Below are 21,003 nucleotides of genomic sequence, written 5' to 3'. Positions count from 1 at the left end.
ATGATAAGAAAATCCAGATTTGTGGGGGTTGTTTACGTGTTACAATAATGATTGTTAGTAAACGCTTTCATAAAGGAGGGAATGGTTTTATTAAAGAAGGGAGATGATACAGAGCTGGTTGTTTTATTTTTTTTTGGATGCACTGTTCAGAAAATTATGAATTATAGACAGGGAGGTTCCAAATGAAAAGGCTATCATCTTTGCTTTGTACCGTTTTATTATTGTCCATGTTTCCCGCATCTCCGATTCCTGCATCTGAGACTAAAGCTGCCGCAGCAACAAGCAGCTTCATGACTTCCTTTGAAAAGAATGACCCACAGCCAACCTGGCAAAACACCTCAGAAACAGACCAAAACGGCAACAAGAAAACCTCCGGGGTGATCGGAGAAATTCCTTACGATACGATTCAAGGGGATATCACCGACAAGGTAATTAAAGTGACTGCAAGTGTCAACAATCCCCCAAATGAAGTAGAATCCATGTTAATTGACCAAAACCCGCAAACAAAATGGCTGGCGTTTCAAACGACCGCCTGGCTCCAATTTTCTTTTGCAGAATCTGAGAATATCGTCAAATATGCGCTTACCTCGGCAAATGATGCACCAGGACGCGATCCGCAAGATTGGACGCTTTCCGGGTCAAATGATGGGGTCAACTGGGTCGAACTGGACAAACGTTCCGGCCAAAAATTTGCCAGCCGTTTTGAACGTAAGCTTTATGAGTTTGAAAATAAGGACAAGTATTTGCATTACCGCGTAACGATTACAAAAAATAACGGTGACGGGCTGACGCAATTGGCGGAAGTGGCGTTGTCTAACGGGATTGATGTCCCAGCGCCGCCGCCCTCAGACATGAAAGCATTTGTCGGAGATGGCCCGACAAGCAGCTACACCGGGAAAACCAGGGCCGGCTGGACGGGCACCCAGTCCCTCATCTATGAAGGCCGGCATGAAGCCAAAGGCGAAGGCTATGCCTACAACAAGCTTTATGATGTCGACATTAAGGTAACGCCCGACATGCAGCTTTCCTATTTCATTCATCCGCAGTTTATGGATAAAAATGAGCTGGATTACTCCAGTACGTACGTTTCAATTGATCTGGCTTTTACGGACGGCACCTATTTGAGCGAACTTAAAGCGTACGATCAGCATGACGTGCTCGTAAATCCGAAGGCGCAAGGCGAATCGAAAACCCTTTATGCCAATCAGTGGAACTATAAAGAGGCTAACATCGGACAAGCTGCTGAAGGCAAAACAATTGACCGCATCCTCGTCGCCTATCATAATCCGAACGGCCCGGGCGTTTTTAAAGGAAGCATTGATGATATTCACATCATTGCCAACCCTGTCAAACAGACATATGCCAGCCCGGTTGACTATGTCAATATTTTAAGAGGAACGAACTCAAATGGCACATTTTCACGTGGTAATAACTTCCCGGCAGTAGCGGTCCCACACGGGTTCAACTTCTGGACGCCGATGACGAATGCCGGTTCAACCAGCTGGCTGTACAGCTACCAGCAGAGCAATAACGCCGATAATCTTCCGGTCTTGCAGGCCTTCTCTCTAAGCCATGAAACAAGTCCGTGGATGGGCGACCGGCAGACATTCCAAGTCATGCCGTCGGCTCAAGCCAAACCAAGTGCCAACCGTTCAGCAAGGGCGCTTCCTTTTAAGCATGAAAATGAAATTGCCAAGCCTCATTATTACGGCGTTACATTTGAAAACGGCATTCAAACCGAAATGACGCCGACCAACCGGGCAGCGATGTTTAAATTTACGTTTACCGGCAATGCCTCCAGTTTGATTTTTGACAACGTCAACAATAGCGGCGGATTAACCATTGATGTAGCGAATAATGCTATATCAGGCTATTCAGATGTGAAGAGCGGGCTGTCCACCGGTGCGACGAGAATGTTTGTCTACGCCACTTTTGACAAACCGATTGCCGCAAGTGAAAGGCTGACCGGTGAAGGAAGAAACAATGTGACCGGGTATGTTCAATTTGACACGTCCGGGGCGGACAAAACCGTAACCATGAAAATGGCCACCTCTTTGTTGAGTGTGGAACAGGCAAAGAAAAACCTGGAGCAGGATATAAAGGCTTCCGATACGTTTGACAGCATCAAAGAACGGGCAAAACAGCTTTGGAATGAAAAGCTCGGGATTATTGAAGTGGAGGGGGCAAACGAGGACCAGCTTGTCACGTTGTACTCCAATCTGTACCGGCTCTTCCTGTACCCGAATATTGCGTACGAAAATACGGGCACAGAGGAAAATCCTGTGTACAAATACGCAAGCCCATTCTCCCCGGCAACTGGGCAAAATACAGCGACAGTAACGGGAGCGAAAATTGTTGAAGGAAAGCCGTATGTAAACAATGGATTCTGGGATACGTACCGGACCACCTGGCCGGCTTACGCCTTATTAACGCCAACTCAAGCAGGGGAAATGATTGACGGATTTGTCCAGCAATACCGGGACGGCGGCTGGGTGTCGAGATGGTCATCCCCGGGCTATGCCAACTTGATGGTCGGGACGAGCTCGGATGTAGCTTTTGCCGATGCCTATCTGAAAGGCATCAAGAACTTTGATGTCGATGCATTTTATGAGTCCGCACTGAAAAATGCGGCAGTATACAGCAGGGATCAAAGCGTCGGACGCAAGGGTCTGTCCACATCTATCTTCAATGGCTACACAAGCACGTCCACCGGCGAAGGATTGTCCTGGGCGCTTGACGGCTATATCAATGATTTTGGCATTGCCAATATCGCAAAAGCGCTGCTTGAAAAAACAGACAAAAATGATCCGAAATACGAACAGTATAAAACCGATTATGAGTATTATATAGCCCGATCGCAAAATTACGTCGAAATGTTTAACAAAGAAGTAGAGTTCTTTGCGGGCCGTAATCCTGACGGGACTTGGCGGTATGCGGCCAAAGATTTTGATCCGAGAAATTGGGGTCAAGACTTTACAGAAACAAATGCCTGGAATATGGCCTTCCATGTGCCACACGATGGCCAGGGCTTGGCCAATCTGTATGGCGGAAGAGACCAACTAGCGAAGAAATTGGATGAATTTTTCAGTACACCGGAAACAGCCTTGCATCCGGGCGGTTACGGCGGCATCATCCATGAAATGAAAGAGGCCAGAGACGTCAGGATGGGCATGTACGGACATAGCAACCAGCCGTCCCACCATATTCCGTATATGTATAACTATGTCGGCCAGCCATGGAAAACTCAGGAAAAGGTGAGTGAAATTCTTTCCCGCCTTTATATCGGAAGTGAAATCGGCCAAGGCTATGCCGGCGACGAAGACAATGGGGAAATGTCGGCGTGGTATATTTTGAGCGCGGCAGGTTTTTATCCATTGCAAATGGGGCTGCCGGAATATGCGATTGGCGCGCCTTTCTTCAAAAAAATGACGATTCATTTGGAAAACGGAAAGGATCTCGTCATTAAAGCGCCAAAGGTAAGTAAACAAAATAAGTATGTGCAAAGCCTGAAAGTGAATGGCAAAGCTTACAACAAGACAACAATTGCCCACGAGCTGTTGGCCGAAGGAGCTGTCCTGGAATTTGAGATGGGTTCCAAGCCGTCCAAATGGGGAACAGGCGAGGAGGCGCTGCCTACTTCCATTACGGACCATTCAACAGATGGCTCATCATTACTCCCGGATCCGTTAAAGGATTTGGCTATAACAGGCAGCGGCAAATCGTCGCATAGCGATCAAGGCGTGGCCAGCCTGCTGTTTGATAATGATTCAACGACGAAGCTTACGCTCGCAGGAGCGCAGCCTTGGGTCCAATACAAATTTGATAATGGGCCTAAGAGGGCAGTCATGTACACGATTACCTCCGGTGACAATCAAGCCCAGGATCCAAAGAGCTGGGAGTTGATCGGTTCAAACGATGGCAAGGAATGGACCGTTCTCGACAAACGCTCGGATGTCAGCTTTAAATGGCGTACCTTTACAAAACCATTTGCGATTCAAAACCCGGGCGACTATGTTTTCTACCGGCTGCGGGTGACCGGCAATGGCGGCGATGCCTCGACCACTTTTGCCGAAATCGAATTACTTGGTTATGACAAGATCGCCGGGCAGTTTGCCGAGGTGAGAAAGCAATATGAGAAATATCTTGCCTCCGGGGATGTGAAGGGCGCGCTCGCCACTCAGTTCAATGCCAAGTTTACTCAGGCTGAGGACCATTTTGCCAAGGAAGACTTTACGCAATCCGCTAAGAAGCTAGAAGATCTGCTGAAATTTATTAACAGCAATCCAGAGAACAGCAGTTTGGAAGCAAGAAAGGTGCTGGCAGCGGAGGTTAGCGCACTTCGCTACTCTGTGGCGAGATTAATCAACGGCAATCTTGGCAAAGGACAATGGAAAAATAAAGACGAAGTGAATCAAGTTCCTATTTTTGAAGTATCAGGATTATCCGCCCCTGCCGTTGAGCCGGGTGGGGATGCAGTCGTCTCGGCACATGTTGAAAATATCGGGCTTTTAGCCGGCGACAAAACGATTGATTTTTATTATGAAGGCTCATTAAAAGAATCAAAGTCCGTTACACTGGAAGCGGGTGAACGTACGACGGTCAGCTTTACGGTCCCGAATGTACCGCTTGGTTTGCATCCTATTAAAATCAATGAATTAACTGGAGTCGTAAAGGCTCTCCATCCCGGACCAGTTTTATCGCTCAGTTTCGATGAAAGCAGTGGTACCGTTGCAACCGATGCTACGCCATATGGACATAATGGAGCTTTGAAAGGAAACGCCTCCTTTGCGGCCGGGAAATTTGGAAACGCGCTTCGTTTGAACGGCGGTTATGTGGAGATTCCAACCTCTGCTTTGTTAAACGGCGATGATGAATTTACGATCGGGCTATGGGTCAATCTTGCAAACCCAAGCGCCGACCAAAAACTAATTGGAAAAACAACCATCGGCAACGGCTTTGTCCTTGGCGTGCAGGGCGGGCTGTACCCAGAAGCGTGGGATACTAGCGGCAGCAGGTTCAGTTTTAATCGGGGCGCCATTTCTGCCAACCAATGGACCCATTTGGTGCTGACTTGGAAACAAAACGGAAAACTGGCCGGCTACATTAATGGAGAAGAGGTCGTGAACATCCCGGCCGGGCCAAATCCACTTGCTCCAAATAACAATCCTCTCATCATCGGAGGAGCACCTTGGGGACCGAGTGGCCTGCAAGTCAATGGATTGGTTGATGAGGTGAAAATCTATAAACAAGCCCTCACACCGGAACAAATAAAACAACTATATACCACCAACAAAATTAATTAATCTATATAGGGTTGAACTAGAGATTTTCTTTTCTAGGTGAATCTTGGTTGATTTGCGCTTCAGGCACTTCGCTTTCCGCGGGGCGTCAGTGGAGTCTCCTCGGCGCTATGGCGCCTGTGGGGTCTCCACCTTGCCGCTTCATCCCGCAGGAGTCTTCGTGCCTTCCGCTTCAATCAACCTGTTTCCTTGGCTAATTTGTGTAAAAATTAAGTTCAACCTGTATTGGTGAAAAAGGGGCTGTCCAAAAAGTCGGGAAACTGACCTTTGGCAGCCCTCTTGTTTGTACAGCTTTTGGATGTGATTCCTACTTCGGATTTTGCGATGAAGATACGGTTTTAAGGCTTTTTCTATCTGTCAATGATATCCTGAATATATGCTGCATGATAGAATTAACTATTAAAATACCCTTAGTGGGAGGGAGTTATATGTTAGGAGCGATTGAGGCTGGCGGGACAAAGTTTGTTTGTGCTGTTGGTGATGAAACTGGCAGGATGACGGATCGAATTCAAATTCCAACGACTTTCCCAGAAGAAACGATGGCAAAAGTAATTGAATTCTTCAAGCAATACTCCGTAAAGGCGGTTGGTATTGGTTCATTCGGCCCGATAGATGTGAATCGGGAAAGTTCAACCTATGGTTACATAACTTCTACACCAAAAACTGCTTGGAAGTATTATCCCTTTGTCCAGGCCATGAGGGAGGCCCTATCGGTTCCTATTGGCTTCAACACGGATGTAAATGCTGCAGCACTGGGGGAGGTAACCTTTGGTGCGGCGAAAGGACTGGACAGTTGTTTGTATATTACAGTTGGTACGGGAATTGGTGCGGGTGCCATTGTAAAGGGGCAGATTCTTGAAGGTTGGTCCCATCCGGAAATGGGGCATATTCTTGTCCGACGCCATCCGGATGATGAGTACAAAGGGAAGTGCCCTTATCATTCTGACTGTTTAGAGGGGCTTGCTGCTGGTCCTGCAATTGAAGAACGCTGGGGTGCAAGAGGGCTGGATCTTGTAGATCGTGCGGAAGTTTGGGAGTTGGAAGGCTATTATTTGGCTCAGGCGCTCATGCAGTACATTTTAATCCTGTCTCCAAAGAGGATTATTCTTGGAGGGGGAGTGATGAATCAGAAGCAAGTATTTTCCTCTATTTATCACTATTTACCTAAGCTTCTTCGTGATTATGTTTCACTGCCGGACCTTTCGAGCTATATTGTAAGTCCTGGGTTGGGAAATGATGCCGGAATTACAGGGGCGCTTATGCTGGCGCATCAAGCCACTTTGGAAGGCAGCCGCTAAAAACTAACAACCATGCATTCTCATATTAAAGTATCCCGTTGTGTTCGGACAAGTTAGCAATAAAGGAAGTAGCGAATCTACCGCTGCTTCCTTTTTCACAACTGGGTAAAAAGGTTTAATCCTATGCTCGTGGTACGTTTTCCATTAATAGGCTAAGATGATAGAGAGTAAATTCCAGGAGGATGACAAATGATTCGTGAACCTTTGTTTTTTAAGCCGGTTTTCAAAGAGCGGATTTGGGGCGGAGAGAGGCTGAAATCGTTCGGCTATGAAATCCCTTCCAGTCAGACAGGAGAGTGTTGGGCATTTGCGGCACACAGCAATGGGCAAAGTGTCGTTGCCACTGGCGAGTTGAAAGGGTTGACATTGGGACAGCTTTGGGACGAGCATCGCGAGCTGTTTGGGCATGTTGAGGGCGACCGTTTTCCACTGCTGACGAAAATTATTGATGCTGATCAAGATTTGTCTGTCCAAGTGCATCCGGACGATGAGTATGCGAAACGGCATGAGGAGGATTTGGGAAAGACTGAGTGTTGGTACATCATTGACTGTAAAGACGGGGCTGAAATAGTGTATGGCCATAATGCCAAGACCCGTGAAGAATTGGCGCAAATGATTGAGGAAGGAAAGTGGGAGGACTTGCTCCGCCGCATACCGGTCAAGGCCGGCGATTTCTTCTATGTCCCAAGTGGAACAATCCATGCAATCGGTACAGGCATCGTGATTTTGGAAACCCAGCAAAACTCCGACACGACTTACCGCGTTTATGATTATGACCGCCGGGACAGCGCGGGCAACCTTCGGGAACTCCACATTGAACAATCGATTGCCGTTACAACTGTGCCCGAGGTCGAGCCGGAGCTGAAGTATCGTACAGAAAAGAAAGGCGATATGGAAATAACGACTTACGTTCAATCTGATTATTTCACCGTCCAAAAATGGTTACTTGACGGAACAGCAGGCCTCGTGCAGTCACAGCCATTCCAGCTTGTCAGTGTAATTGACGGTAAGGGGACACTCACCCATGACGGCCGGGAATATTCGTTTAAAAAGGGAGATCATCTTTTACTCCCTGCTGACTTCGGTCAATTCAACCTTACCGGCAACGCGGAAGCCATTGTATCTCATATGTAAACCAGCAGTCATCCATCTCTTATCTTGAAGATGGGTGGTTTTTTTGAAGTGAAGCAGGGGGACGGTTCCAGCGCTTCATTCGGGTGTCGAATGAAGCAGTAGAACCGTCCCTTTGCTTCCCTTTGCTTCCCTTTGCTTCCCCGGGGGATTCGGCTAAGAATCGGAAGGATTGCGGAGTTGGCGGGAGCCTTGGGGAACTGTTGAAAAGAGCTGGACGAAAGGTTTTTCTTTTGCGAGGAGGGGTTGGGGTGTTTGGTGGTGGATGATATATGGGATATTTTTACTTATTTAGGGGGATAATGTTATAGGGAGTTTTATATACGTAATCATATGACTGCAGATGGGGTGGGTGAGATGGGAAGCTTGTATTCTAATAATGTGCGTCGTCCCAGAGCCCATACATCACCGTACATTACCAACTATATTTATGAACGGAATCCCTTACAGGTTATTTGGTGGTCTGCTGCGTTCCCGGGTGCTGGGCATATGGCTTTGTGCAAGTATTTTTCCGGGGCGCTTCTTATGGCGTGGGAGTTTTTTATTAATGTAAAGGCGCATGTCAATGAAGCGATTTTTTACTCGATGGTTGGCGATTTCCAATTGGCGGCAGAGGTGATTGACACTCGCTGGTTTTTCCTCTATATGGGTATTTACATTTTTACGATGTGGGACAGTTATTCGACTGCGATTGATTTGAATAAGTTCTCGCGACTGGCAGATCGTAATGATTCGCCGATCAAGCCTTTCAAAATTGGGGCGCTTGAAGTGAATTTTCTTGATTATCGAAAGCCTTGGAACGGGGTGTTTTGGTCCTTTATTACGCCCGGTTTAGGTGCTGTTTATGCGAATAGACTTCCGACCGGTTTTTTTGTGACGATATGCTTTGTTCTTACTGTTTATCACTCAAATGTACTGCCTGCTGTCCTTCTGACATTTGAAGGAGCAACTGAACTTGCGGGTTCCGTCATTGATCCCCAGTGGTTTTTAAATTTCCCATCTATTATTTTAACCTCTGTCAGTAGCACGTATTCGGACATTTTATTCACTAATTCGTTATTTAAGATTGAACAATCCAGGTATCTCAAAAGAAATTTCCAACCTAAGGAATTTAGGATGCCGAACAAAAGGAAAGGAAGTCGCGTCATGCATTTTATTTCATCCTTTCAGCATAGCGCTTTTTTGGAGCTTGCACTCAGCGACCTGGAGCAAAACGGAATTTCAAAAGAACATATTTTTGTTGCTCCCTTGGATAAGAATTCGCCTGATTTACCTGATGTGAAAAATACACATATAGAAGCTACTAGTAAATATGAATTAGCGTTTATTTTGGGGTGCATCTTTATGTTGCTAGGGAGCATTTACGGGTTTATTTGGACTTGGGGCCCAATCATTTGGGCATTGATCGGACTCGTCTTCGGAGGCGTTCTGGGTTTGGTTCTTTCATTTATCTTTATGAGGAGGAAATGGTTCCGCAAAAAGACCCAAACCGAGGTCGTTCTGATCGTAGAATGCGAAAAGGAAAAATCAGAAATTGTCGAAAAAGTACTTTGGGGGCACAAGGCAATAGGCGTCATGAAGACAAACTGAGGCAGGGGACGGTTCTACTGCTTCATTCGGGTGTCGAATGAAGCGCTGGAACCGTCCCCGTGCTTCACTTTGGGATGCGGAAGCTTTGGCTTTCGTGTTTTTTTGCTTTTAGAAGGTTTTTCTTTTGCCAGAAAAAAGGTCCGGGAGGTAGGAAAGTTTGTATTTCGCTTTGTTACTTGTACAATAGAGGTTAATGCATTTTTAGAGGGGGCGGATTGGTGTGAGTAAGTTTAAGGGTTATATTGGGACTTATACGAATGGCGACAGCAAGGGGATTTATTCGTTTGTGCTGGATGCGGAGGCAGGCGCGATTACGGATATTGAAGTCGCTGCGGAGGTCGGGAATCCGACGTATCTGACCTTGAGCCCGGACCGGAAATTCTTGTATTCCGTTATAAAGGAAGGGGACGAGGGTGGTGTGGCGGCGTTTTCGATCAAATCGGAAGGCTTGGAATTCATTCATTCCGAGGTTTCAGCGGGGTCTCCGCCTTGCCATGTAAGCACGGATTCCGAGCATCGTTTCGTTTTCAGTACCAATTATCATAAAGGGACGGTTGAATCGTATGGAATCAGGGAAGGTGCGATCACTTCGCCTGTTTCTGTCATCCATCACGAGGGTTCGGGTCCGGACCCACGCCAGGAAAAGGCGCACACGCATTTCGCTGGGATGGCTCCCGATGGGAAGTATCTGGCCGTTTGTGAATTGGGTTGCGATTTGGTGCTTACATACCGTGTAAATGAGGATGGGTCTTTAGTGGAAGCCAGCCGATTGGAAGTGCGTCCGGGAAGTGGCCCGCGCCACCTTGCCTTTCATCCGGGGAACCCGTCCATTGCGTATGTGATGACGGAATTTAGTTCCGAGGTGATCGTATTATCGTATGAAGACGGGACTTTCTCGGAAATTCAGTCGATTTCAACGTTGCCGGTTGATTTTGAGGGAAGTAACCAGGGAAGCGCGATTCATGTTTCCGCTGACGGACGTTTTGTATATGCGGGGAATCGCGGCCATAATAGCATCGCCGTTTTCGAAGTAGACGAGGAAACGGGGAAATTGAGCATGGTTGAGCTGGTGCCGACGGAAGGCGATTGGCCAAGGGATTTTGCCTTTGACCCAACGGGGAAGTATTTGATTGCCTCCAACCAGAAATCGAGCAATCTAGTTTTGTTTGCGAGGAGTGCGGAATCAGGCCGGTTGACAGTGTTGCAAAAGGATATTTTGGTGCCGAATCCGGTTTGTGTTAGGTTTTGAGAAGGGTTGGGTTAGGGGGAGGTCGCCGTCCCGGTTTGCCATGGACGGGCAGGAACCCGGAGCTTTTATCCATTAACAAGCACGGACAAGCATAGAGGTTATTGCTCTATGCTTGTTTTTTCATTTAAGCCTTCTGTAGTACCCTAAAGAGCAGCCGATGAAACTCCTTCTTTTGTATGGGTTTTTTGCCGATGCGGATGAACTCTTTCTCCTATTGTGAGTGTCGAAATTCGTCTAACGATTGGTTGTTTTAGTCTATTTAAAGTTCCTCCTTAAACCTAGTAAGCTTATATTGTCTGATGTTTCAGACAACTAAGTGATTTTTGGAGGGATTTGATGAAGATTAAGAAGAAGGTTCTGGCTTTTTCTCTATCAGGGTTGATGGCTTTTGGCGGAATTACTGCGGTTGGTTTGCCGGCTGGCGCGGTGGGCAATGGTCCGAGTGCGGGGAATGGCTCAATCCAGACATCGATTTTGCATACATATGAGAGCATGGTTGAGTACCTGAAAACCCAGGATGCGAAGCAGGCTGCAATGGAACTTGAAGTCATCGGCAAAACGGTCAAGGGCCGGGATATTTACATGGCGAAGTATATCTCCAACCCTGCCAATCCGACCATCTTGTTCCTGACACAGCAGCATGGCAATGAACAGCTTACAACCGAAGGCACGATGGAATTTATCAAGCATCTGGGGACCGGCAAAACAAAGGGCGTGCTGGATAATGTAAACGTACTCATTATTCCGATGCTGAATGCGGACGGTGCTATGGGTGATGTGAATTTCTCACTGGATAATTACCTTGCAGACGGCGACCGCCACTTGACGCGCTACAACGCCAATTATGTGGATTTGAACCGGGAGCATGACAAAGCCCCATCAGCCATGCAGCCTGAAGCGCGCGCGCTCCATGAAAAGGTATTCGAAAAGTACAAAATCGATTATATGATCGACCTCCACCACCAGGGGACGTTGAGTGAAACGGAAGGAGAATTGGTTTCCGGCTCCATCCTCTATCCGACGAACCGAAATGTGAAACCTGAGGTTCTTGAGAGGTCCAAGAAGCTTGGGGCCGTTGTCTATAATGAACTTGAGAGCAGAGGTTGGGGACATCTAGGCAAATATGTTGGGGGCTCTGAGGAAAGAATCGGCCGCAATGGAGCAGCTGTCCGTTACGATATTTCAACGCTCCTGTTCGAGATGCGCGGGATGTCCGACCATTACATTGAATCGTATGCCCTGGGGCAAAAGAGCAATGGGTATCTTATCAAGCAAACCATCCAGACTTTGGATGCAACTGTAAGGGCGATAGCTGACGGCTCGATTGAAAAAGCAGACATCAGCTTCTGGGACACTCTGCCTGAGCAAAAAAACAGGGCGGCTGAAGAAGAAGCGGATGAATAGAGGGATCTAAACCCGGAATTTTCGGGCTTCTAACTCCATAGATAGATGAAAAAACAAGAGGCAGTCCGATTCGTAAAAGAACTGGACTGCCTCTTTTATGGTTATATAGGGGGGAAGAGGAGGGATATTGGCTATTTATGTTAAAATGAGTGATAGTTAAATCTATTAGCGGATTGAATAATCGGTGCAAATTTGTTGAAGAAGGTATCCATAATAGACTATGGAATAACAAGATATATAAAGAATGTAAGTTTTGGAGTTGAGTTAATTGTTACAAAGGAGGAGATTTATTTGAGTGACCTTAAACTGATTAATTCTTACAAAGACGAGCTTCAAAAATATTCTTTGGAACATCTAAGATATATATCTGAGGAAGGGGTTTGGTCTATTGGGCAAATGTATGATCATTTAATCGTTGTTGCCCATGAGTATCTAGAAAATATGGAGACATGTGCTACCTTAAATGAGGTGCAACCCTTCGGGAAAACGGAGTTCGGTGAACGTTTATTTAAGAATGGAGGGTTTCCGCCAATTAAAATTAGGTTACCGGATGAACTAAATGCCCCACCAAATAATTCAGATAGCAGGGAAAAACTTATCAATAGAATGGATCTTGTCATTCTAAGATTGGGCCAATGGGAATCGGAAGTGGATAATATTAACCCCAATTATAAAGTCGAGCATGGCGGGTTCGGCTGGCTGAATGCAAGGGAATGGTATGATTTAGTCGGAATGCATTTTCGTCACCACGTGCGCCAAAAGGATGAGTTAGAACAAAGGCTTGTTAAATAGCAGGTGTGTAAGTTAAGGATTGGATTGCTTTGATAACAAAGAATGAGGAGTTTTGTGAACAAGAAAAAAACTGTTTTAATATAGAGAAACCCTACACAACTTTGTATAGGGTTCTTTTAATATCCTTTATTATTTCTTATCTTCAGCTGTACTCAAAATCACTCCACATGCTTGTCTGTCTCCTGCATCCCCAGCTTTCATCGTTGCTTCATCAGGGCCAGTTTTTCCTTCTGTTTGATAGCGATCTGGTATATTGCCGAAGTTATCAGGATTTGCGTGGACGATTACAGCCAGTTTTTCTCTTTTCAGTTGATCAATGGTTAAGCGATTGAACGTTGCGGAATAGGAAGCAGTTCCATCCTCGTTAACATATAGGGAAGGCAAATCACCAGCATGTTCCGAGTGCATTTTGCCATCTGGATTAAAATGTCCGCCTGCGGTTGTGAACGGACCTTCCTTGGCATCACGTTCACAGATACCCTTTTCATGGATATGAAAACCATGGTGCCCCGGTTCTAGGCCATCTATATTGGCGACAATCTGAACGTGATTGTCATGAGCAAAAAAGCTTACAGTGCCAACAGTTTTATTTTCAACATCCTTTAGTTCTGCTTTAGCTTGTGGTTGTTCCTCTGTGCTTGCGCTCTTCTCAGCTTTATTTCCTGTATTTGTCGTTTTCTCGCCATCCGATTTTTCTCCTGAGGCACATCCATTCAGCACCATCATCACAGAAATTGTCAGTAAAAGCTTCGTCCAAAATTTACTCATATTATGCTCCCTTCTATATTTGTTGAATGTTCCAACTATACTATCAGGAGTAAATAACAATATAAAGTGAAGGGCTATGAAAATTAAAGAATTCATTCTTTTGGTCTAGAAGGTCACAATTTTTATGAACCTTCCTTCCTGCTCTTCCATTTTTGAGATTTTATTTAACAAAATATTCTACGATTGAAGGAAGAATTGCTGGCGGTTAATCCAGCCGGGGTTTTTAAGGAACATATAAATCCAAATTCTTGCTCTGAAATAGTTAATGATTATTTTACTCCTCGTAAAATTGTCCCAAATGGGTGAGGCAGGGGACGGTTCTGGTGCCTCACTAGGAAAGTATGCGTTGAATTTGGAAGGAATTAAGATTTTTAATATATATAGGATGGACTTTGGTGTAGAACATTCTGTTAGTGAAATAAATAGAATACTAAAGTCATTTGGATTTAAAAATTTCAAACTAGCAACAGCTTCAAAAAAAGGTAACTACAAAATAATTAGAGATAATGGTGAAGATGCAAAAGAAACTTTAAGTGAAGGTGAAAGAACTTTTATTACTTTTCTATACTTTTATCAGTTATTAAAAGGAAGTAATAATAAACAAGATATAGTAACAGAAAAAGTTGTTGTTATAGATGACCCCATATCCAGTCTAGATAGTAATGTTCTCTTTATGGTAAGTAGTCTAGTAAGACAAATAATGATTGATATGAGAGATAATAAAACGGATATCAAGCAACTAATTATACTTACGCATAACATTTACTTCCATAAGGAGGTAACATTTAAACAGGGCAAAAAGACGTATGGTGAAGGCGGATATTGGATAGTGAAAAAGAAAGATAATCAATCATATATAATACCATATGATAAAAATCCAATTAAGACTTCATATCAACTCCTGTGGAAAGAATTAATAAATAGAGATAAACAAAGTCTTGCTTCAATACAGAACGTTATGCGTAGAATTTTGGAGAATTATTTTAAATTCCTTGGCAATATTGATCTTGACAGTCTAGAAGAAAAATTTGAATTAGATGATAAAATGAGATGCCGGTCATTAATTTCCTGGATAAATGATGGCTCGCATTATATTAGTGATGATTTGTATATTGAATCTAATGAGGATGTAGTAGAGAGGTATTTCCAAGTATTTAAGAAGATATTCGATACTCAGGGGCATACGGCACATTTTAATATGATGATGGGCGAAACTGAGTATGAGGGTAATCAATCTGAAAGTAGTACTTCAGATGAAAAACGGGAAAGTTCCACTCCGATTGAAGTTGCAATGAGAGAAGTTGCGGTTACAAGTGAATAAGATTTTTAAAAATTCCACAGTTTATGGAGACATTTAGAGTTGGCCTCTAATATGGACATCTGTGTTAAGTTTGAGTTTTACTTGTGAGTTGCGATAAGTTTTGCTTATTACCTCGAGGTGGAGTTTAGGTAGGACCGCTTGTATGGCTGTTTTTCTGCTGCCGAGGTTGATCGAAGGCTATGGCGTCCAAGATGGGGGATTCATCCTAGCAAATGGTGCTGTTAATTTGAAATGGCCAGTGAGGCAGGGGACAATTCCAGTGCCTCACTATGAATGTATTCGTTAATTCCGGAAGGAATCAAATGAGGGTTTAACGCGTGTAGCAAATAAAGTATGGGATGCGGGAGCTTTTGCTTCCGTTTTTTTTGCTTTTATAAGGTTCTTATTTTGCAAGGTGGGGGGTTAAAGAACTCCTCCTATTACGAGGTTGTAATGATTTTAACCGTTTGGATTGGATATTTACGTAATGAGGGGGTATATACTCTACTTCGGTGATGGGTAAATTTACTTTCTCAGGTTTAGGATGTTAGTAGATCGTTATATATTTTTCTATGCGATTTACTTAATCATCTTGGTGAAAATGCAGGCGTATTGGATGGTTGTAGGATGCGCCTTTAAAACCCCCATCCATATAGTTTTCGTACCTGTTACCCACGGTAGTATAGCAAGATTTATTTTTTTGATTGTGCAAAGAAAAAAATTAGCTGCAAATAGAATGAAAAGCACATTTAGAAAAAGATATTTGTTATAATTTGGATATGGGTGTATTGATAATAATATACTTGTGTATTGAGGCCGCGTCCTATTAAATATGCGTCTTCATCCCACCGAGCAAAGAAAAACTATTATTCGTTGTAAAGAATATATATTGGGTTTTATGTTACTATTAAAATATTTGAATGGTGTCAATGAGGGGGTAACTGTTTTGTCGGATTTGGAGTCATTTATTCCATTAATTAAGTTTATCGCCCGGTTCCTCGGATCGGATTCGGAAGTCGTTTTGTATGATGCAAAAAAAGAAGCCGTTGTATTTATTGAAAACCCATTCAATCCTCAAGTGGATGTCGGTAGCCCAATCCCCGATATGGAGAAAAGGTTCATCAAAAAACAATTATATAAAGAAGAAGATTCTATCGTAAACTATCGGGCTTTTTCATCAGAAAGAAAAAAACTCCGGTCAGCGACCCATTTTATCAAAAATCCAAACGGTGAATTGCTCGGGGTACTCACCATCAACTATAAGGTGGACGAGCTGATTGAGCTCCGTAACCTGCTTAACAGGTTAATCAGCGGGTCCGAGCCCATTCAATACAGAGAAGAAAACTTTTATGAGGGATTCAATCTTTCTTTTGAAGACCTGTTGACGACAACAATCCAAGATGCCCTCAAAAAATTTGATGTGCCTCCTGAACGCCTATCCCATGACGAAAAGATGGAGCTTATTCGATTGTTGGATGAAAAGGGGACATTTTTGCTGAAAGGCTCGATCGCTGAGCTAGCAAGAATACTTCAGACATCTGAAACATCCGTTTACCGCTATATAAGTAAGCTTTAACACTAAAACAAGACCTCTTTTTTGCTGTAGTTTAGCAAAAAGGGGTCTTCTTTTATTCGATTGTTAAAAAATTTAGAAAATTTTGATTGCAGGTTAAACTTATTGCTGATAAAATGTTCACAGGATGTAAAAATATTCACACCAAAGAGAGGAGGATTCTCACATGCAATTTATGATAGCGGAACCATTTCGGATAAAAATGGTGGAAAGAATCAAAAAGACAACAAAAGAAGAGCGTCAACAGTGGCTGAAGCAAGCCCGGTACAATGCCTTCCAGATCAAGGCGGAGAATGTCTATATCGACTGCATCACCGATAGCGGAACCTCGGCGATGAGCAGTGAACAATGGTCTGCTCTAATGCTTGGCGATGAATCTTACGCTGGTTCGAAAAGTTTTTATAAATTGGAAGCATCTGTTCAGGATATTTTCGGAATGCCTTTTGTACAGCCGACCCACCAGGGAAGAGCCGCCGACTACATTATGGCAAAGCTTTATGCAAAAGAAGGAAAATACGCCATCGGGAACATGCACTTTGACACGTTCCGCGGTAATGCTGAAGTTTTGGGAGCGTTGGCCGTTGACTATGTCGTTGATAACGGAAAAGATACAGCGAGCCCGCCCCACCCCTTTAAAGGAAATATTGATCTTGGAAAAATGCAGAGTCTGATTGATGAAAAAGGTGCGGAAAACATTTCAGTAGTCATCATTACTGTTACCTGCAATAACAATGGTGGACAGCCGGTTTCCATGCAAAACATCAGAGAAGTGAGCAATCTGGCAAAACGCCATAACATCCCCGTTGTCATCGATGCGGCGCGGCTTGCGGAAAACGCCTATTTCATCCAGCAGCGTGAAGAAGGCTACAAACATAAATCAATCAAAGAAATAACAAGAGAGATGTTTTCGTATTGCGAGACAGCGACCATGAGTTCGAAAAAAGACGGACTCGTCAATATTGGCGGATTATTTGTCTCCAGAAATGAAGAGGTCTTCATAATGGCGCAACAGCTGGCCATCGTTCATGAAGGATTTATAACCTATGGCGGATTATCCGGGCGTGATTTGGAAGCGCTCGCTGTCGGGCTGCAGGAAGGTGTTGACGAGCAATACCTTGAGTATCGGATTAATCAGGTGAAGTACCTCGGTGACCTCCTAAAGGAAAAAGGGGTTCCAATTATTGAACCGACCGGTGGGCACGGAGTCTATGTCGATGGGAGAAGATTTTTCCCGCATATTCCGCAAAAAGAATTCCCATCCCAGCGTCTGGTGGTTGCTCTCTACGAAGAGGCTGGTGTACGTGCTGTTGAACTCGGTGCTTGTGCTTTCGGATCAAAGGACAAGGAAACCGGCGAGGACATTTATCCGGACATCGAAGCGATGCGAATCGCCATTTCCCGAAGGGTTTACACAAACAGCCACATAAATGTAATCGCCAATGCCCTTGGTGAAATCTACAAAAACAGGGATCAGTACAAAGGCATGAAGCTGGTCTATGAGGGCCCAATCACTTCACTGAGGCACTTTACAGCCGGGTTTGAACTTTATAAAAGCTAGAGAATTTCCCTCCTAAAGGCGAGTCCCAGGTATCACCTTTTGCCTTTTGGAACATGGAAAAATACTCTTTTCTCAAAATTAATAGAGGGGGATGCGAATATGAAAAAGTATATTAAGATTGCCGCAGGGCTTGCCCATGTCGACTATGGCCATATCGCTGATATCGTCAAGGAAGCAAGCGAGGCCGGCGCCGACTACATCCATTCCGACGCTGCGGATATGTATGACCTGAGAAATATGCAGCTGATGGGTGGCCACCAGATTATTGAGGGCATCCGTCCAGTTACTGATAAACCAATTGAATGCCATATCTATACACGTGAATGCGACCGGCTGTTTATCGAGAAAATTGCCGCTGCAGGCGCGAATATGCTGATCATTCCAGCGGAGCAATTTCTGGGTGCCCCGCTTGCTTATATTATTCACTATTGCCGGGAGTTTGGTTTGAAGATCGGGCTCACTATTGGCTGCTATACACCATTATCCTTTGTAGAGGAAGCGATTTATGACATCGACCGCCTCCATATTGTCGTTCATGGTGTTGATGAAACAGACGGTAAAGACAACTGGGGCTGGAGAAGGAGTTCCCTGGACCTTGTCAAAAGAGCTCGTGCGCTGATCAATGAAATGAATCCGAAATGTGAACTCGCCGTAGACGGCGGACTACGACATGACAACCTGGACCTGATGGTTGCGGCCGAACCCGATGTTATCATCCTTTCTTCCGGCATTTTCAAATATCCCGAGGGAATTACAGCCGGCGTAAAAGCATGCCGTGAAGCCATCGACAAAGCAAGTATCAAATACTTCGGTGAATAAACCGCCTTATTCCGGGATTAAACGAGAGGGGGAACGGCATGAAGTTTTCATTTTACTCACCAGCGAAGGTTCATTTTGGATGCGGAATAAGAAAGGAAATCGGAAAAGCAGCCAAAGGTTACGGGGAAAAATGCCTGATTGTCCGAGCTTCTGTAAAAAACAGTAAACGTGAAGAATACTTTAGGGATCTCACCGAGAGCCTGGAGAACAACGGAGTAAAGTATGTCGTTTTTGAGGGGGTCCAGCCGAATCCGACCACTGACATGGTCGAAGCCGCTCAAAAACTCGCCATTGAAGAACAAGTCGATTTTATTGTTGCCTATGGTGGCGGCTCCGCTTGGATACGGCAAAAGCGGTTGCCTTGAGGGCAAAAAACGAGCATTTCTCTTGGAAGGATTGTTTTGAAAAATTTGCAAATCCCTTCTCCGACGAGATAAGGGCTGAGGCTCTCCCGGTACTTGCAGTAACAACAACATCCGGAACGGGTTCCCATGTTACACAGGCATCTGTGATTTCGGACAGCATTAATAAAGAGAAATTGACTCTTTTCCATTCATGCCTTTTTCCAAAAGAGTCGTTTGTTGATCCGGACTTCATGCGGACGGTTCCGCAAACCACCACTGCTGTTACTGGGTTTGATGCCATGTGCCACGCGATGGAAAGCTATTTTAATCCAAGAGCCAACATGCTGACGGAAACTCTATCTTTACAGGCCATTTCAATCATTGTCGAGACTCTTCCGCTTGTACTTGAAGACCCTGAAAATATCGAGCTCAGAGAGAAGCTTGCCTATGCCGATACGCTGGCTGGGATTTGCCTTTCCAATGCGGGAGCCGAGGCGCCACACCCAATCGCCGAAACGATTAATGGCTATTTCCCGAAAATGGCCCATGGCGAGACGTTGGCACTTGTTTACCCGAATTATTTGAGTCATGCAAGCACAGCCATTCCTAATAAAATAGAAACTTTGATTCAAATTTTAAAAAACTACCGTCCATCAAAAGACACCGGATCACTCGGGGAGTTGGCATCCGAAACGATGAAGGACTTCCTCCGGGCAATCGGGCTGGACAAGCCGTTTACATTCGCGGGAGACAAAGATGCTCTTGTTCAGGAACTAAAGGAAAAGCTGTTTTTTAACCTACCGCTGACAGATTCTAAACAGATGCAGGAAATTTTGGCGAAAAGCCTGTAACGGAGGTGGGAACTTGAGTAAAGCGTTGTTCTTTTCCCTTGTCCATGTCTCAGAAAAAGCCGCAATCAACGCCTATGAGTTAATCGGAAGTGGAAATAAAGAGGAAATCGACCGAGTTGCCGTGGAAGCGATTCGCTCCGGGCTAAACGAACAAAATGCCAGTTTTCAGATAGTGGCGGGCGAAGGTGAAATTGACGAAGCACCTATGCTTTACCAAGGAGAGGTGCTTGGAAATGAAGAATCCGAGTTTTCCTTCAGTGTTGCGGTCGATCCGATTGAAGGCACAACCCTGTCGGCGAAAGCCCTACCAGGTGCGATGACCGTCATGGCCATCACTCAAAAAGGAAATCTGATCAACACCCCGGACATGTACATGGAAAAGCTGATGGTTGGCGCGAAGGCAAAAGGGGCGATTGATTTGAACCGTTCCCTAAAGGAAAACATTGATCGTGTTGCCGATAAATTAGGCAAAGAACCTAGTGATCTAAAAATTTTGATCCTAGATAAGCCGCGGCATGCCAGTGTGATCGCCGGTCTTCGTAAAAGAGGGATCAAAGTATTGTCTCCTTCGGACGGGGACGTGATTGGCAGCTTACATCTCGCACTGGACAAAGGCAGCATCGATTTGATGTACGGAATTGGCGGGGCGCCGGAAGGTGTCATCTCCGCTGCCGTATTAAAAGCTCTTGGAGGAGACATGCAGGCGAGACTTTTGCTCCGAAGTGAGGTAAAAGGGCAGACTCCCGAAAATGAGGTAATTTCTAAAACGGAGAAAGAACGGTGTGAACAAAAAGGAATTCTTGTGAATACCATTTTGGCACTGGATGACCTTGTTCTGGAGGAAGAGCCGATCTTCATCGCCACTGGCATTACCAACTCAGAAATTCTGCGAGGCGTCACCAAGGGTTTGGATGGAAAAATGAAAACCGACAGTTTATTGATTATCGGAAAAGACAGGAGTACGCATTTTATCACCTCTAGGTACCCTGTAACTATAATTAACTGAAAATTCGTTATAATAAATCA

The 21,003-nt window shown here is 44.8% G+C and carries 14 protein-coding genes and 1 pseudogene; 14 read left to right on the top strand and 1 reads right to left on the bottom strand.

The window, feature by feature from the left end:
* The first annotated feature begins 182 nt into the window (after positions 1–182).
* From D1B31_RS04565 to D1B31_RS04525, 7 genes are all read left to right on the top strand, one after another.
* Complete coding sequence (locus D1B31_RS04565; protein ID WP_118919551.1) at positions 183–5,303, top strand: GH92 family glycosyl hydrolase; 5,121 nt, start codon at positions 183–185, stop codon at positions 5,301–5,303.
* A gap of 425 nt (positions 5,304–5,728) precedes the next feature.
* Positions 5,729–6,598, top strand: coding sequence for an ROK family protein (locus D1B31_RS04560; protein ID WP_118919550.1), 870 nt, complete (start codon positions 5,729–5,731; stop codon positions 6,596–6,598).
* Between the two features lie 192 nt (positions 6,599–6,790).
* Positions 6,791–7,732, top strand: a complete 942-nt coding sequence (gene manA, locus D1B31_RS04555; protein WP_118919594.1) for a mannose-6-phosphate isomerase, class I — start codon at positions 6,791–6,793, stop codon at positions 7,730–7,732.
* A gap of 330 nt (positions 7,733–8,062) precedes the next feature.
* Positions 8,063–9,319, top strand: coding sequence for a SoxR reducing system RseC family protein (locus tag D1B31_RS04545; protein WP_158587454.1), 1,257 nt, complete (start codon positions 8,063–8,065; stop codon positions 9,317–9,319).
* Between the two features lie 220 nt (positions 9,320–9,539).
* Positions 9,540–10,568 (top strand): lactonase family protein, encoded by a 1,029-nt coding sequence (locus D1B31_RS04535; protein WP_118919546.1) that lies wholly within the window; start codon positions 9,540–9,542, stop codon positions 10,566–10,568.
* Positions 10,569–10,904: 336 nt separating this feature from the next.
* Positions 10,905–11,972 carry a M14 family zinc carboxypeptidase gene (locus tag D1B31_RS04530; RefSeq protein WP_118919545.1) on the top strand — a complete coding sequence of 356 codons (1,068 nt, stop codon included), beginning with the start codon at positions 10,905–10,907 and terminating at the stop codon, positions 11,970–11,972.
* A 291-nt stretch (positions 11,973–12,263) separates the two neighbouring features.
* Positions 12,264–12,764 (top strand): DinB family protein, encoded by a 501-nt coding sequence (locus D1B31_RS04525; RefSeq protein WP_118919544.1) that lies wholly within the window; start codon positions 12,264–12,266, stop codon positions 12,762–12,764.
* Positions 12,765–12,893: 129 nt separating this feature from the next.
* Here D1B31_RS04525 and D1B31_RS04520 read toward each other — a convergent pair whose 3' ends face one another.
* Complete coding sequence (locus D1B31_RS04520; protein ID WP_158587453.1) at positions 12,894–13,532, bottom strand: superoxide dismutase family protein; 639 nt, start codon at positions 13,530–13,532, stop codon at positions 12,894–12,896.
* A 265-nt stretch (positions 13,533–13,797) separates the two neighbouring features.
* Between D1B31_RS04520 and D1B31_RS04515 the strand changes: the two genes are divergently transcribed.
* From D1B31_RS04515 to glpX, 7 genes and pseudogenes are all read left to right on the top strand, one after another.
* Positions 13,798–14,853, top strand: a complete 1,056-nt coding sequence (locus D1B31_RS04515; RefSeq protein WP_118919542.1) for an AAA family ATPase — start codon at positions 13,798–13,800, stop codon at positions 14,851–14,853.
* Positions 14,854–15,778: 925 nt separating this feature from the next.
* The gene (locus D1B31_RS04510; protein ID WP_158587452.1) at positions 15,779–16,408 is read left to right on the top strand and encodes a helix-turn-helix transcriptional regulator; all 630 of its coding nucleotides are present in this window, start codon (positions 15,779–15,781) and stop codon (positions 16,406–16,408) included.
* A 163-nt stretch (positions 16,409–16,571) separates the two neighbouring features.
* Positions 16,572–17,963: a tryptophanase gene (locus D1B31_RS04505; RefSeq protein WP_118919540.1), complete on the top strand. Its 1,392-nt coding sequence runs from the start codon at positions 16,572–16,574 to the stop codon at positions 17,961–17,963.
* Between the two features lie 99 nt (positions 17,964–18,062).
* The gene (locus D1B31_RS04500; protein ID WP_118919539.1) at positions 18,063–18,782 is read left to right on the top strand and encodes a ribulose-phosphate 3-epimerase; all 720 of its coding nucleotides are present in this window, start codon (positions 18,063–18,065) and stop codon (positions 18,780–18,782) included.
* A gap of 38 nt (positions 18,783–18,820) precedes the next feature.
* Positions 18,821–19,311, top strand: a pseudogene (locus tag D1B31_RS25280) (iron-containing alcohol dehydrogenase); the annotation flags it as partial.
* A gap of 66 nt (positions 19,312–19,377) precedes the next feature.
* Complete coding sequence (locus D1B31_RS25275; protein ID WP_476738900.1) at positions 19,378–19,977, top strand: dehydroquinate synthase/iron-containing alcohol dehydrogenase family protein; 600 nt, start codon at positions 19,378–19,380, stop codon at positions 19,975–19,977.
* A gap of 13 nt (positions 19,978–19,990) precedes the next feature.
* Positions 19,991–20,983, top strand: a complete 993-nt coding sequence (gene glpX / locus D1B31_RS04485) for a class II fructose-bisphosphatase (protein ID WP_118919536.1) — start codon at positions 19,991–19,993, stop codon at positions 20,981–20,983.
* Positions 20,984–21,003: the final 20 nt, after the last annotated feature.

This window comes from Neobacillus notoginsengisoli (assembly GCF_003515685.1).
In the GTDB taxonomy this organism is placed as follows: domain Bacteria; phylum Bacillota; class Bacilli; order Bacillales; family Cytobacillaceae; genus Bacillus_D; species Bacillus_D notoginsengisoli.
This window is presented reverse-complemented; position numbering and strand designations above follow the sequence as displayed.